This window comes from Arcanobacterium phocisimile, assembly GCF_016904675.1.
GTDB classification, from domain to species: domain Bacteria; phylum Actinomycetota; class Actinomycetes; order Actinomycetales; family Actinomycetaceae; genus Arcanobacterium; species Arcanobacterium phocisimile.
The window spans coordinates 291,961-306,424 of record NZ_CP070228.1 but is presented as its reverse complement, the minus strand read 5'-3'; the positions used below and the strand labels follow the sequence as shown (position 1 = coordinate 306,424).

The 14,464-nt window shown below is 52.3% G+C and carries 14 protein-coding genes; all 14 read right to left on the bottom strand.

Annotation, left to right across the window (positions count from 1 at the left end):
• Positions 1 to 92: 92 nt before the first annotated feature.
• Positions 93 to 1,676 carry a lysine--tRNA ligase gene (gene lysS, locus JTE88_RS01300; RefSeq protein ID WP_204424872.1) on the bottom strand — a complete coding sequence of 528 codons (1,584 nt, stop codon included), beginning with the start codon at positions 1,674 to 1,676 and terminating at the stop codon, positions 93 to 95.
• A 69-nt stretch (positions 1,677 to 1,745) separates the two neighbouring features.
• Complete coding sequence (gene panD / locus JTE88_RS01295; protein WP_204425678.1) at positions 1,746 to 2,162, bottom strand: aspartate 1-decarboxylase; 417 nt, start codon at positions 2,160 to 2,162, stop codon at positions 1,746 to 1,748.
• Positions 2,163 to 2,178: 16 nt separating this feature from the next.
• Positions 2,179 to 3,006, bottom strand: coding sequence for a pantoate--beta-alanine ligase (panC, locus tag JTE88_RS01290; RefSeq protein WP_204424870.1), 828 nt, complete (start codon positions 3,004 to 3,006; stop codon positions 2,179 to 2,181).
• A 54-nt stretch (positions 3,007 to 3,060) separates the two neighbouring features.
• The gene (locus JTE88_RS01285; RefSeq protein ID WP_204424868.1) at positions 3,061 to 3,942 is read right to left on the bottom strand and encodes a Rossmann-like and DUF2520 domain-containing protein; all 882 of its coding nucleotides are present in this window, start codon (positions 3,940 to 3,942) and stop codon (positions 3,061 to 3,063) included.
• Entirely contained in the window at positions 3,932 to 5,443 is a 1,512-nt protein-coding gene (locus JTE88_RS01280) for a PH domain-containing protein (protein WP_204424866.1), read from the bottom strand. The genes JTE88_RS01285 and JTE88_RS01280 overlap by 11 nt, the downstream gene beginning before the upstream one ends.
• Before the next feature lie 3 nt (positions 5,444 to 5,446).
• Positions 5,447 to 5,950 (bottom strand): PH domain-containing protein, encoded by a 504-nt coding sequence (locus JTE88_RS01275; RefSeq protein WP_204424864.1) that lies wholly within the window; start codon positions 5,948 to 5,950, stop codon positions 5,447 to 5,449.
• A 45-nt stretch (positions 5,951 to 5,995) separates the two neighbouring features.
• Complete coding sequence (locus JTE88_RS01270) at positions 5,996 to 6,484, bottom strand: DUF3180 domain-containing protein (RefSeq protein ID WP_204424862.1); 489 nt, start codon at positions 6,482 to 6,484, stop codon at positions 5,996 to 5,998.
• Positions 6,474 to 7,349: a 2-amino-4-hydroxy-6-hydroxymethyldihydropteridine diphosphokinase gene (gene folK, locus JTE88_RS01265; protein ID WP_204424860.1), complete on the bottom strand. Its 876-nt coding sequence runs from the start codon at positions 7,347 to 7,349 to the stop codon at positions 6,474 to 6,476. The genes JTE88_RS01270 and folK overlap by 11 nt, the downstream gene beginning before the upstream one ends.
• Before the next feature lie 14 nt (positions 7,350 to 7,363).
• Positions 7,364 to 8,176, bottom strand: a complete 813-nt coding sequence (folP, locus tag JTE88_RS01260; protein WP_204424858.1) for a dihydropteroate synthase — start codon at positions 8,174 to 8,176, stop codon at positions 7,364 to 7,366.
• 9 nt (positions 8,177 to 8,185) lie between these two features.
• Positions 8,186 to 8,779 (bottom strand): GTP cyclohydrolase I FolE, encoded by a 594-nt coding sequence (gene folE / locus JTE88_RS01255; protein ID WP_204424857.1) that lies wholly within the window; start codon positions 8,777 to 8,779, stop codon positions 8,186 to 8,188.
• On the bottom strand, positions 8,772 to 11,018 hold the full coding sequence (gene ftsH / locus JTE88_RS01250; protein WP_239519531.1) for an ATP-dependent zinc metalloprotease FtsH: 2,247 nt from the start codon (positions 11,016 to 11,018) through the stop codon (positions 8,772 to 8,774). The genes folE and ftsH overlap by 8 nt, the downstream gene beginning before the upstream one ends.
• On the bottom strand, positions 11,015 to 12,115 hold the full coding sequence (gene tilS, locus JTE88_RS01245) for a tRNA lysidine(34) synthetase TilS (protein ID WP_204424855.1): 1,101 nt from the start codon (positions 12,113 to 12,115) through the stop codon (positions 11,015 to 11,017). The genes ftsH and tilS overlap by 4 nt, the downstream gene beginning before the upstream one ends.
• Positions 12,116 to 13,012 (bottom strand): zinc-dependent metalloprotease, encoded by an 897-nt coding sequence (locus JTE88_RS01240; RefSeq protein WP_204424853.1) that lies wholly within the window; start codon positions 13,010 to 13,012, stop codon positions 12,116 to 12,118.
• Positions 13,012 to 14,382, bottom strand: coding sequence for a D-alanyl-D-alanine carboxypeptidase/D-alanyl-D-alanine endopeptidase (gene dacB / locus JTE88_RS01235; protein WP_204424851.1), 1,371 nt, complete (start codon positions 14,380 to 14,382; stop codon positions 13,012 to 13,014). Before dacB ends, JTE88_RS01240 begins: the two co-directional genes overlap by 1 nt.
• Positions 14,383 to 14,464: the final 82 nt, after the last annotated feature.

Here is a 14,464-nt window from a genome sequence, read left to right as displayed (position 1 = left end):
TGGTGGCCAGAAAAACTGTCGCCACACAAATATAGACTTCTGGCCGGAATAGTAATTATTCCGGCCAGAAGTCTATATTTACGTTTTACCAATCAGGCGCGTGGCTTAACAAACGGGAAGGTAATAGTTTCTCGGATACCCAAGCCAGTTAAGGCCATGAGTAGCCGGTCAATACCCATACCCATACCGCCAGCTGGCGGGAAGCCCTGCTCCATTGCTTCGATGAAGTCCTCATCGAGCTGCATAGCTTCCGGATCACCGTTAGCTGCATCGAGTGATTGTTGAGTCAGGCGCTCACGCTGGATAACTGGATCAGCAAGCTCGCTATACGCAGTAGCTGTCTCCACGCCACGAATATAGAGGTCCCACTTCTCAGTCAAACCTGGCTTCGTGCGGTGGTTACGAGTCAATGGTGAAGTATCTTCCGGGAAGTCGCGGACGAAGGTTGGAGCCCATAGCTTGTCACCAACGAGTTCTTCCCAAATATCTTCCGCGATCTTGCCAGCAACCGCGTAATCCTTAACCTTAATACCGTGCTGTTCAGCAAGCTCCACCAGACGCTCACGCGGAGTTTCCACAGTGATTTCTTCACCAACAGCTTTGGACAAGGATTCATAGAGTGTGATGGTGTCCCATTCACCGCCCAAATCATATTCGGTGCCGTCAGCCAACGTGACCGTGGTAGAACCGAAAACATCACGGGCCGCGTTCTGTACCAAATCACGAGTGAGCTTAGCCATCGTGTCGTACGTACCGTATGCGGCATAGGCTTCGAGAGCAGTGAACTCTGGGGAATGCGAAGAATCCGCACCTTCATTACGGAAGTTCTTTCCGATTTCGTAGACGCGATCAACACCACCAACCACTGCGCGCTTCAAGTACAACTCGGTGGCAATACGCAAATAGAGGTCTTGATCGTAGGCGTTGATATGAGTAGTGAACGGCCGAGCTGCCGCGCCACCATGCAGCACCTGCAAAATCGGAGTTTCGAGTTCGATAAAGTCATCAGATTCGAACGTGTTCCGCAGTGAGCGCATCACTTTTGCACGGATACGCACCATATCGCGAGCGCTCTGGCGGGTAATCAAATCGAGATGACGGGCACGCACCCGCGACTCTTCACTCAACGCCATTTCTACGCCGTCAGCAGTGGTAAACGTCTTTGGCAGTGGACGGATAGCCTTCGATGCCATCTCCCACTCGTGGGCAAAGATCGACAGTTCGCCACGCTTAGAGGTACCAACATGGCCGTGAACAAAAATAAAGTCACCGAGATCGACGTCGGCCTTCAACGCATCAAATGCTTCCTTGCCAACGTTGGCGAGGGAGAAAATAACCTGGATACGAGTACCGGCGCCATCCTGGAGAACAGTGAAGGCAATCTTGCCTGATGGGCGCATGAACATGACACGACCCGCCAAGCCAACCATATCTTCGGTTTCTTCACCGGGGGCAAGAACACGAACATCGCCAGCTGGGGTATCGCTAACGTTTCCCTCAGCGTCGAGTTCGGCAACCGCATATCCTTCACGCACCTTCACAATGGACGAACTGATCGGAAGTTCAGCAGCGTAAGCGTTGCGGCCTTCGTCGAGCAGGCGCTGGCGCTTATCCTTCCGGACCTGAATCTGGTCAGAAGTATCGTCAGCAACAGTAGAGGTATTATTTTCGTTCATATTCACCCTTTAAGATTACAAGGCATAGCTGGTTATTCTCAGCCAATTATACGTGAGATGGAGCGCGAATTATCGCACCTGAGAAAAAGGTATTCCAGAAGATTGCAGATCGGCAGAATTCGCGGGCACTTGTCCTGGTTCGCTTCCCACATGTAGTGGTTTATTCTCCCCGTCAACAAACACCACGTGCGGTTGAAGTGTGCGAGCAGTTTCGTCGTCGAGGAGCGAATAGCACATGATGATAACGAGGTCCCCCACATGAACTTTATGTGCGGCGGCACCGTTCAACACGATTTCACCTTTTCCGCGTTCGCCCGGAATCGTGTATGTGGTCAGGCGTTGACCGTTATTAACGTCAACAACATCGACTGCTTCACCTGGCAAAATATCGGCTGCGTCAAGCAAATCGGCATCGATAGTTACCGAACCTACATAGTGTAGGTCCGCTCCGGTGACAGTTGCTCGATGAATTTTTCCGGTTACCATCCGGCGTAGGCGTGTATTAGCCAATCACAACCTCCAAGTTGTCTATTAAACGTGTAGAACCAACCCAAGCTGCGGTGACCAGTAGTCCGTTACCTGATTCAGTCAGTGGCATGAACGTATCACGATCAACAAGCTCGAGGTAATCCATTTTCACTCCAGGCGCATGAGTGAGTGATTCGCGGGCAACAGCGAGTGTTTGACTGGCACTTCCACCGTCTAAAGCGACTCGCTTACCAGCTTCGAGTGCACGTGAGAGTGCTAATGCTTGTTCTTTTTCCGTCTGGGACAGGTAGGTGTTTCGCGACGACATCGCTAGCCCACTTGATTCACGTTTGATAGGCACTGCCCGGATATCGAGCGGCATATTCAGATCAGCGACCATCGTACGGATAAGCGCTAGTTGTTGGGCGTCTTTTTGCCCGAACCACGCAGCATGGGGCCGAACCAAATTGAAGACTTTGTGGACGACTTGGAGTACGCCAGCGAAATGCGTCGGCCGGGTTTTCCCTTCGAGGACTGTTGCTACCGGGCCCGGATCGATACGCACGAGCGGGTTACGCGGATACATAGCTTCATCAGTTGGTGCGAAGACGACGTCGACACCGTCGAGTTTCGCCACGTCACCTTCGAGATCACGCGGATATGCGTCAAAGTCTTCGCCCGGGCCGAACTGCAACGGATTGACATAGATCGAGACGACGACGTGGTCCGATTCTGCACGTGCGGCTTCCACAAGTGACAAGTGTCCTTCATGCAGTGCGCCCATCGTCATCACTAACCCGATATCGCCGTGGAGTGGCTTTAATGCTTCAATCAACTGGGCTGGAGTGGTAGCGATAATCATCGTTTCTCCGATCTATCTCGCTAGGATTGCGCCATATCTGCGCGTATTACCGGCTTAGAGTTTACTCCGAATTTCGTTGAACACATCTTCAGTGATAACTCTGCGAGCCAATGCACGCTTTGCGGTTGCTTCGGCAAGTGCCCGGTAGACGGGAACGACGTCGTTCAGTGCTTGTTCTTCGGCGGCGATAGTTTCGAGGGTGGCGACGTGTTCGGCAACTGTTCCGCTGTCACCGCGTACCACCGGCCCAGTTTGGAGGGCGTCCCCAGAACTGATGGCCCCTTCCACTGCCGCGGTGATGAGTGGACGGATGTAGTCGTTATCCAGCCCAATGGTGTTGAGTAGCCGGGTTGCTTGGGTTATCACTGTCACGACGTGGTTTGCTCCGTGAGCGAGCGCCGCGTGATAGAGCGGACGGTCACCTTCAGCAAGAATAAATCCTTCCCCACCCATATCTCCGACCAGCGCCAAACCAATGGGTTGAAGCATTGGTGGAGCTGTCACTGCGAACGGGCATCCGCGCAACCGGGCAATATCGAGCGAGGTACCAGTGAAAGTCATCGCTGGATGGATGGCGATCCCGAGTGCTCCTTGTGCTGTCGCAGGTTGGAGCACATTGGTGCCGTAGCGCCCTGCCACGTGGACGAGGAGTTGCCCGGCCTGCCAAGAACCGCTTTTAGCTAACCCGCTAACTAGGCCGGGAAGTTCGTCGTCGGGCACAGCAAGGAGGACTACTTCACTGCGTTCGACGATGGTTAGTACATCGAGCGCAGGAACACCAGGCAACATCGTTTCTAGACGTTCAATGCTGGCTTCTGAGGTGGCGTAGGCACCAATGATGTGATGCCCTGCAGCCCGCAACGCAGCGCCGAGAGCGCCACCTACTTTTCCCGCCGAAATAATGCCGATGCCTAAACGGCCAGTTTTATTCTCCACGAGTCCGCTCCCGGGTTTGCACGGTCAGCCCCAGCCGCGTCTTCCATTCGTCAATACTTTCACTCACTTCAACGGCGCGAGCTTGCTTCGTTAACTGGTTTTGTTCACGCAATAATTGACCCATATCGTCAACCGCAAAGTTCTTTACTACTCCATCACATGGTCCAGCAAGAAGATGGACATTAAGTGATGATAGCCCCAGAATACGTTGTAGCGGGCCTTGAGAAATGGCAACCGACTGAGTGTGGTCTTGGAAAATCAATTGAACCTGGCGCCAGAATCTGCCCCGCCGAATCGCAAAAACATCGACATTAGCATAGTACCCGCCTACTGTTGCAGCTATCGGATCAATCCATCGCGCCCGCTTCGGTGGAGTACGAACATAGTGGTTCTCGCCGCGACGGTACAACAACTCATGCATCAACAATGCGTCATTATCTGTACCGAGAGTGGGGAAAATAGTAGCCAGAATCCGCATGACTTCTTCTCGGTTCGCGCATGGTACAAGCGCGCCGATATTCCCATTTTCCACCGCATCCGATATCGATTCACCGGCAACCGTGACGCGAATCTGCCACCAGTCAAAACGTCGCCACAATAATGGTTGCTTTATGCTCACTGCATGGATGCGCGTGGGTGGTAGCGATCGAGTCACCAGTTTCGTCAACCCGTGCCGAGATTTCAGCCCCGTTTCCGCAACAAATAAAGTGGTGCCGTACGAACGTGAAACATACTGAATCGAATTAACCACTGAACCAATGATGATGATAAGGAAACCAATAGAGAAACCGCTACCAAAAACAAACTGCCAAACAGCGGCCAAAATCAAACCAGCAAACGCAAACCACGCATGTCCAGTAAGAACAGTCGATCCAATTAGTCGCTTTGTGGGGAGTTGATATATCTGATGCTCATCAGCCGGCGTGACTACCGAAACTTGAGACTCGTCACGGGCAGTAATATCTTTGCCAGCTCGGGCATCAGCCAAGCCGGTCAGGATTTCTTGGCGCAGTCGTTCGCATTCATCACGGCGAAGTAAACCGAGCTCCACTGGGTCTTCATTAAAACCAGCCGCATCGATCTTGACTGCACCGAAACCAAAAATACGAGCGAAAAGCTTCTGTTCGATCTCAACGGACTGGATCCGATCCCATCGCACATGCTGATATTGCTTAATAAACACACCGTTGCGGTAGTGGATTCCGCTCGGCACAATCGCATACGACTTATATCGCCACATGATTGTGCCAATACCAAGGAAAATTAATGTGACACCAAGCAAGATACCAGCGCCAACCGCCAACCAGAATGGGGTAATAAGCTCGATATACAACCCAATATCATTGAACGCATCTTCAACCCATTGAAGAGCGATATAGAAACCACCAACGATCAGCGCGAGCCAAAAGCTTCCGGCGTCTGCTAGCGGCGTTACCTTGTGAAATTTTCGCCAGGCACCTGCCGGTACACTGTTTTCCCCTAAAGCTTGCTTGCCTGCCATGGATTACAGACCTTCCAGCTTCGCTTGACCCATCCGTGTCAGCTTTTCCCGTAACCGTTCAGCTTCCGCGAGTGGTAAACCCGGAATAGACGCATCTGATCCGGCCGACGCCGTAATTAATTCAACAGACGCTAAACCGTAAGCATTCAATAACGGCCCGGTACCAAGATTTACCTGTTGCATCCGGCCATAGGGAACCATCGTGACTTCTTGGAACATGATCCCTTTGCGTATCAGAAGCTCATCTTCGAGCTCCACATATCCCAGCGCTTGAGCCCGGCGGACTGCAAGCCACATATCCCACATAGCGCCTGCCGTAACACCGCCAACCACGATCATACTCATAATGCCGAACCAGCTGGATACATCATCGACAAAGAAATAAAAGGCCGTGCCTACGCTGATGCCTACTAATATCCACCAAATAATATGGCGGATAAATGTCACCTTAACGAAGGCCGGATCTACCGGCTGAAATTCAGTATCTACTAATAAACGATTGCGCATACACCTAGTCTAGCGGCTATCGACTAGCTACACTTAGCCTAAAAGTTAAACGGCGGTAGCAGGCGGGACCGATTCGTCGTCGTCATCGTTTTTACACCATAATTCAGCGATAAATCCGGCCACCGACATACCAACCGATACGGCACCTGCGATACCCACCGCAATAGCCTGATATACCATCACATCAGAGTGCAAGTAGCTCATGTAACTGGCTGTCGCTCCGGCACAAACCCCGGCCATCACGGCACCAGTGCGCGAAGCGGCCTGTGCTAGCAACCAAATCCGAGCTGCACTGAGCATATTCAAGGGCCGATTCCCCATCCGATAGGAGCGCACTTTCCATGCTTCCCACAACACAAATACGCTCATAAGAGCCGGAACAATAAAGGTATAGATTGGTATTAGCACCGGAGCATACCCGTAGCTCAGCCACGTATCGATAACAAAAAATGCTGTTACACCGCTGACAATGAATAACGCTAAGAGCGTCCACCACGTCGTTGGATTAAGCGAATAATGCTCGTTAGTTTCCATCTCCGAAACCAACTTTCACAACATGTTGATCGGCCACATCGGCTAGCAACTGCGAAATAGGTGTACCGTTGAGGTCAGCTAGCGGATCGATCTCCAACCATGGTTCAAGTACAAAGCGACGCTCATGCGCGCGCGGATGCGGCAACATCAACACCGGATAATCCGAAACAACGCCTGAAACGTTGATGATGTCAAGATCTAAGGTGCGTGCGCCCCAATGTTCAGTACGTGTCCGCCCGTGGGCTTCTTCAACCATGTGCAGGAACTCCAGCATTGCCATCGGTGGAGTTGGCGAGGTAATCGACACGACGGCGTTGATGTAGTCCGGTTGCGGATCTTGGCCCGGCGCCAAAACCGGCGTGGTGCGGTAGAGCGAGGAAACGTCATCAACCCATTCCCCGAAATCTGACAGCTCGGCAATAGCGCGACGAACATGCTCTTCCGGATTATCAAGGTTTGACCCGATAGCAATCACATAGTTACGCTGCTTCTCCGCAAACAGTGGCCCTTCACGCATAATTGATACTGAAACGTCAGCGAATGGGTGCTCGATAGGCGCATTCGGTTTGTGAACAACCACTTCTGCACTCACCACCCGCGGGTCCATAATCGCGTTGAGGATCCGATGCGCCAACGTTTCAATCAGATCACAATGTTCACCTTCGATAACAGCAACAATTTTGTCTGCCACAAGAGCATAATTAACTGTTTGGGAAACATCGTCGGTACGAGCTGCGCGTTCCATATCGACTAAAAGTTCAACATCAACCACAAATTCTTGCGGTTGACGATGCTCAGCTTCGAGCACGCCGTGAGTTCCGAATGCACGAACTCCTGTAAGTCTGATTGCGTCATTGAGCGCCATAGTTTACTTCTACCTTAGTTCGCAAGAGTCTGGTTACGTTGGATGGCGGACAGTGTTGACACAACAAGCGACGAGGAACGCACATCGTGTACCCGAGCACCCCACACCGCATGTTGGGCAAGATAGCCGGAAATGGCGGCTGTCGAAATATCTCGATCAGTCTGGGCGTCCCCCACTAGTCGGCCAATAAAACGTTTACGTGAGACACCAACGAGAACCCGATGCCCCAACGAATTGATGTGGTCAATGTTTGCTAGGATTTCCCAGTCAGTATCGCCAAGCTTAGCGAATCCGATGCCCGGATCTAAAATAATTCGTTCCGCATCGATACCCCTCTTAACCGCGCGATCACGGGCGTTGAGGAGTTCGTCGATCACTTCGCTGGTTGCCTCGTGATACTCAGCAAGCGCATTCATCGTATCTGCTGTACCACGCGAATGCTGCAAAATATAGTCGCAAGATAAACCGGCAACGGTGTCAAACATGGCGGCATCGCCACGTCCGCCTGTCACATCATTAACAATATCGGCGCCCGCTTCGACTGCCCGACGAGCAGTTTCAGCATGGTAAGTATCAACCGAAACCATCGCTTTGCGCTCATGGGCGATCATCGCTAATTCAGCCACGACCGGAGCAATGCGTTCCCACTCTTGCTCCCAGCTGAGAGCTTGAGCTCCAGGGCGGGTTGATTCCCCACCAATATCAAGAATGCTTGCGCCTTGATCGAGTAGTTCGACGCCGTGTGCGATCGCAGTTTCGGCAGTATCCCAGCGGCCACCGTCAGAAAATGAATCCGGGGTGACGTTCACAATTCCCATCAGATGCATAGTTTGTTCCTAACGGTTTGCCATTATCAAGCTCATGGCTTCGGCTCGGGTTGCTGAATCTTTTAGGATCCCACGCACAGCTGACGTCACGGTCCGTGAACCTGGTTTTTGAACCCCTCGCATGGACATACACAGGTGTTCTGCTTCGACGACGACGATTGCACCTTGCGCATGGAGTCGCTCCATAAGCGCGTCAGCTATTTGCGATGTGAGGCGTTCTTGGACTTGGGGCCGGCGCGCGAAACCTTCGACGAGTCGAGCCAGTTTTGACAGTCCAGTCACCATGCCATCAGCGCTGGGAATATAGCCGATATGTGCAACACCGTGGAATGGAAGTAGGTGGTGTTCGCACATCGAATACATTGAAATATCGCGCACTAATACAAGTTCTTGATGATGGATATCAAAAGTCGTATTCAGAACCTCGGTAGGATCTTTTTCTATGCCAGCAAAAATTTCCCGGTAGGCTCGGCCCATGCGTTCGGGGGTATCCAACAAGCCATCACGTGTTGGATCTTCACCGACGGCAATCAGGAGCCGACGCACGGCATCGACAACTTCATCTTCGTCGTATCGTCCGACGTGCAATGCTGGCTCACTCATCGCTCACCTCTGGGGCCTGCGGTCCCTCCATCGGATCGACGTCCGGTTGCACGATGGTCGTCTCAGTTGTGCCTGTTGCTGAATCTGCTACTGCTGACTCCGGTAGTGGCACGGCAGGCAGATCAGATACTGGGCGCGATGGTGCAGACAACCATTGTTCGCGAGCCGGAGCTTTGACAATATCGGTGAAAATTTCTGCGAGTTCCTTTTCCAGAATCGTCTCTTTATCTAGCAAAGCTGCCGCCAGCGCATCGAGTACGTGACGGTTCTTCATCATCAATTCCCACGCCTCTTGGTGTGCGGTTTCGAGGAGCTGATGAACCTCTTCGTCAATAATTCGAGCGAGTTCTTCGGAGTATTCGCGACTATTTCCGCCGCCCAAACGAGTCATCGGATCTGACTCGTCAGGCACGAGACGTACCGAGCCAACCTTGGCAGACATCCCGTATTCCATCACCATCTTGCGCGCTATACCAGTTGCTTTCTGGATATCGTTCGACGCACCGGTGGATGGATCGTGGAACACGATCTCTTCTGCAACGCGCCCGCCCATGGCGTAAACCAGTTCGTCGAGCAGTTCATTACGTGAAACGGAGTACTTGTCTTCGGTTGGCATCACCATGGTGTACCCCAAGGCGCGGCCACGCGGTAAGATCGTCACCTTCGTAACTGGATCGGTGTGGTTGAGTGCCGCTGCGGCAACCGCATGCCCGCCTTCATGGTAGGCGGTCATCCGCTTCTCTTGTGCATTCATCACTTGGGTACGTCGCTGCGGACCAGCGATCACACGATCGATTGCTTCGTCAAGATCGTCGTCGTCAATGACAGTGTGCCCGCGACGGGTTGCCAGCAGCGCGGCTTCGTTGAGCAAGTTCGCTAACTCCGCACCGGCGAAACCTGGTGTGCGACGGGCAATCGATTCAAGCTCTACGCCTTCTGCCAACGGTTTACCCTCAGCATGGACTTTGAGGATGGCAGCACGACCCTTCAAATCCGGGACAGCGACGGCGATCTGACGATCGAAACGGCCCGGACGCAACAGTGCCGGATCAAGAACATCTGGACGGTTCGTTGCCGCAATAACAATCACGTTCGCACGCTCATCAAAACCATCCATTTCCACGAGCAGCTGGTTGAGAGTTTGTTCGCGTTCATCGTTTCCCCCACCCATACCTTGGCCGCGGTTACGGCCAACGGCGTCGATTTCGTCGACGAAAATAATTGCGGGCGCGATTTTCTTCGCCTTGGTGAACAGGTCACGCACACGCGAAGCGCCAACACCAACAAACATTTCCACAAATTCTGAGGCGGAAATATGGAAGAACGGCACACCGGCTTCACCGGCAACCGCTTTAGCAAGAAGGGTCTTACCAGTGCCGGGAGGGCCATAAAGCAGGACTCCACGCGGGATTTTTGCGCCCATCTTGTGGAACTTTTCCGGATGGTCAATGAATTCTTCAATTTCTTGGAGTTCTTCGACTGCTTCATCTGCGCCGGCCACATCTGCAAAGGTGGTCTCCGGGCGATCTTCTTCCATGCCGTCTTTCTTGACCCGACCAAAGGCGCCCATTCCGCCCTGTTGAATCTTCGGCAACAGCCACATGAGCAGGGCGAAGAAAATAACGAGCGGAAGCACAAGGGAAAGAATGGACCCGAGGAAGGACTGCTGCGGAACGATAGAGTTGTAACCGTTTTTCGCTTTAGCATCAGCGACCAGGTTTTGTACCTTTTCAGCTTCTGCCGTCACGAACTGGAATTGCACCTTCTTCGTTGGCCGACCTTCTTTACCTTCAAGATCGTGCGGAGTGAAGTCTTTATCGAGCCAGACTTGAACGATTTGAGTTCCATCAGTTACCTGAATGCGTTCTTTGGCAACCTCCGAGCTTTCCAAGATTGCAATACCCTCGGAGGTTTTTACAGCAGTAAAACCGCCAGGAGCAAACAGCCAGAACAATCCAGTGCCCACCAGCAGTGCCATTGCGATTGCACCAAAGACTGAACGTTTCGGGCCTTTCTTGTGACCTTCTTGCTTTTTGCCTTTTCCAGAGGTTTTCTTGTCAGCTTCCCGGGCGAGCTTTTTTGCTTCTTCCCAGCGATCACGCCACCCCTTCGGACCACGCTGTTCTGTTTCCGATTGTTTTTGTGGCTGACGACGACGTTCTTGCCGCCCACTAGAGTTAAACTCTTCGAGTTTGCGGCGGTTTTCCGACTGCGTCGTATCCTGTTCAGGGTTAGTCATGAATCCTCCAACGGCAGATACTCTGCCGATTTAGATATGGACCGCGAACCATGCCGTGACTGCTTCCCAGGCAAAAACATCAACTGATTGTGTTCTCGCCACGCTCGCACTCCCGGCAAATCTATTCCACGGTTGTTCTTACGCTCTGTTAGTAGTTTATCAAGTCCCGCAATATGCCAGTAGACGAGTTCGCCACTACGTACGCCACTTTCTTTCACGGCGTATTTTAGAGCCCGACGTCGAACTGCTTGGGGAGCTTGTGATAGTTGGTCGCATGCGATTGTTACTGGGTCTCGAGCAATAATAGCTTGCGCTAATTCACGACGCGCATAATATGCTAAAGCCTTGTTATCTTCTTGTAAAAGTTGGGCTGTGCGTGCAATAGCTGGCACTGTTCCCGGCCCGAGACTTGCTTCGAGCTCTGGCACAACCCGATGGCGCACAGCTGTTCGCCGCAGGTCCAACCCGTCGGCGGTTTTCCACGGGCCACCTAGCTCATTACTTGGATCGTTGATCCATTCCACATCGTATTCCTGGCAGATGATGCGCAGATCTTCGCGCGAAAACTCTAAGAACGGCCGAATCATCGGCACGTCTGGATACAGCGGTAGCTCTCCCGCTGCCGGCATACCAGCGATCGACTGGGCGCCTGAGCCGCGCGAAAACCCCAGTAAAACGGTTTCTGCTTGATCATTTTGGGTATGGCCGAGCAACACTGTTGCCGGTTGTTTTGTTGTGCCAAGCTTGCGCGCATATTCTGCAATCGCCGCGTAACGTCCCTGCCGAGCATTACCCTCCGGCCCTGCATTTCCAGTAACGTCAATACGCACAATATCGACATCGATCCCAAACTTTGCCAGACGCTCACGTACTGTTTGGGCTTCGGCAGCAGATTCTGGTCGGATACCATGATCGACACATACCGCGCGGGCAGTTAATCCCAGTTTCGGAGCAATAAACGCCAGCGTAATTGCTACTGCCATCGAATCTGATCCGCCCGACACTGCTACGACAACAGGCACGTCATCGTTATGGTCCGCCAATGCTTGACGCAGGGCGAGGCGCGAAATATTCACTACATGATGTGGACCACTCATCTAGATGTTTCCACCTTCTGGTTTAACAGTTGCACCCTCAATACGTGCCATCCACAGTTGTGGATCGTGCAGTTCCGTCAGGGTTGGCAAATTGCGTTCATCGTCCCAAACTTTATTAAACGTATCAACGCCAACAGCGGTGACGACGTCGGCAACAAAATCCCGACCTTGACTATACTGCTGGGCTTTTTCGGTCAAACCCAATAATTGTTTGACTTTATGTGCAACAACACCACCGTGCGCGCGACGGCTCGCAATCGCCTGCGCAAGTTGTGCCTGCGAGAAAAGAACATTCGTCGAGGCCTGGTCGCTCACATACGTCGCATGCCCTTCAAGCAACGACATCACTGCAGTGATGTGATCGATGTAGGCCTCTTCATCATCGCTCTTAGTATTGACCACACCTGTCGCTAGCTGCGCGATATAGTCAGCCAACCAAGGAGCAGTATAAAACTGTGCCGCATGAGTGAGCTCGTGAATAACTACCCACAAAGCTAAATCTTTCTGGTTGAGCAAATAGTCATCCATAAACTGTGCAATATTGGGTGCCACCAGGTACATCTGTGGCTTTTGCCCATACGGATCCCACTGGCCTAAAACCCTGCGGGACACCACAAGCCCCACAGCACGGATCTGGAAAGCTGATAATGTAACTGGCGGTTCAGATCGCCCTAACATTTTCTGTACCGACTCAACCATAGCTGTTATCCATCGGCTACGGTCAACTACCTGAACTGGAACCGCAGGAACTGACATCCGGGCAACTTCAGCAACAATGGTGCGCGCCTGCCAAGAGGCCTCTTTGAGATCGGAAATCAATGATTGCACTTGAACCGGACTCATGCTTGGGCCGCTACCAGTGAACAGTTGTGTCAGTTTTCGCGCATTATCGGCCACTACAGCTCCTCGACAATTTTGCCAACCGTATCATCAATTGCGGCTCGTACATTGAGATTATCGCTTTCCTTATGGTTACTGACAAGGGCAACGAAGATTAAAGGCCGCCCAGCCTTGGTGGTCACATAGCCAGCCAACGCCGTCGTTGTCGAAAGTGTGCCAGTTTTTGCACGTATTGCACCGCGCGCTGGGGAATCGAAGAATCGGTTATGTAACGTGCCCTCTAAGCTCGCCAGCGGTAGGGCAGAGCCAAGAGATGCCAATTCACATGCATCACAGTCCCAGGAACGTTGCAAGATATCCGCTAAAAGTTGCGCTGGAATACGATTGAGATCTGAAAGCCCGGAATTATCGTCAATAACGACACCTGCGATAGAAAAGCCCTGTGCCGATAAATTGTCCTTCACTGCTTGACCAGCGCCAACGAACGTTGCCGGCTTATTTTGCTTGATCGCCACTTCGTGACCGAGAACTTCCGCAATCGTATTATCCGAATCGGTCATCATCAAATCGACGAGCTCACGGATCGGAGCGCTGTGGACTCGAGCAATTTCAGCGGCACTTTCCGGAGTTTGGGCGCGCCCAGCAACGCCGATATTGACTCCGCGCGACTGGAGCTGAGCTGCAAGCTCCTGCGCCGCAGATACGTCTGGATCGTCGTAAAATAGCGAATACTTTTCCGTTGTTTGCTTACCTCGGTCGATGGCCACCGGACGCAACGGCATCACATAACGGGTATTATCTTCGCTCATGACAGTAGGATTGAAAACAGGTCCGCGATAGCGTGAGGAATCTACATAAAGTGTGAGCGGTCCCTCCAAGGCTTCTATTTTTGGCACAACTTGTTCCACGAGATCGGTTATTCCAGCACGTCCGATGACGGCATTCGGTTCCCCGACTCCAGCGCCCAGAGTAACGTCGCCGCCCCCGGTGAGGTAGATATCGTGGTCTTGGACGTTGACTGTGGTATCGAGAGTCGTTTGCGGACCAAGTTCGTTTAGTGCGCTTACGGCAGTTAAGTATTTCATCGTCGACGCCGGGCGCAGGGTTTGGTTTGTGTTAATGGCACCCGCGGTTGCCTGCTGAATCGGATCAACCACTAAAAGGTCGATTTCTCCACTCATGCGCACATCCGTGCGCATGTCATCGAGAATTGTGCTCAAGCGTGCAGAATCAAGTTCAGACAATGTGGTAAAACTCGGAGTTTGTTCCACAGTGACATGCAGCTCATTACTCTCAGGGTACGGCAAAGGCTCAGTAAGTGGCGGTTTCGTAGTGAAAAGTCCAGGAACAACATCCCAGGCATCCATGAAAATATAAGCGCCGACAACTATCATGAGCGTCGAAATTCCGATCTTTACTTTATTCACCCCACCAGTCTCCCACACGCAAGCAGGAAACACCGGCTACAATCATTAAAAGCAGACTAAATGACATGCCGAAGGAGTTACC

Excerpts from the sequence above, each read along its gene's own strand:
- lysS (WP_204424872.1), bottom strand. The coding sequence starts at position 1,676 with ATGAACGAAAATAATACCTCTACTGTTGCTGACGATACTTCTGACCAG.
- panD (WP_204425678.1), bottom strand. The coding sequence starts at position 2,162 with ATGGTAACCGGAAAAATTCATCGAGCAACTGTCACCGGAGCGGACCTA.
- panC (WP_204424870.1), bottom strand. The coding sequence starts at position 3,006 with ATGATTATCGCTACCACTCCAGCCCAGTTGATTGAAGCATTAAAGCCA.
- JTE88_RS01280 (WP_204424866.1), bottom strand. The coding sequence starts at position 5,443 with ATGGCAGGCAAGCAAGCTTTAGGGGAAAACAGTGTACCGGCAGGTGCC.
- JTE88_RS01275 (WP_204424864.1), bottom strand. The coding sequence starts at position 5,950 with ATGCGCAATCGTTTATTAGTAGATACTGAATTTCAGCCGGTAGATCCG.
- JTE88_RS01270 (WP_204424862.1), bottom strand. The coding sequence starts at position 6,484 with ATGGAAACTAACGAGCATTATTCGCTTAATCCAACGACGTGGTGGACG.
- folK (WP_204424860.1), bottom strand. The coding sequence starts at position 7,349 with ATGGCGCTCAATGACGCAATCAGACTTACAGGAGTTCGTGCATTCGGA.
- folP (WP_204424858.1), bottom strand. The coding sequence starts at position 8,176 with ATGCATCTGATGGGAATTGTGAACGTCACCCCGGATTCATTTTCTGAC.
- folE (WP_204424857.1), bottom strand. The coding sequence starts at position 8,779 with ATGAGTGAGCCAGCATTGCACGTCGGACGATACGACGAAGATGAAGTT.
- ftsH (WP_239519531.1), bottom strand. The coding sequence starts at position 11,018 with ATGACTAACCCTGAACAGGATACGACGCAGTCGGAAAACCGCCGCAAA.
- tilS (WP_204424855.1), bottom strand. The coding sequence starts at position 12,115 with ATGAGTGGTCCACATCATGTAGTGAATATTTCGCGCCTCGCCCTGCGT.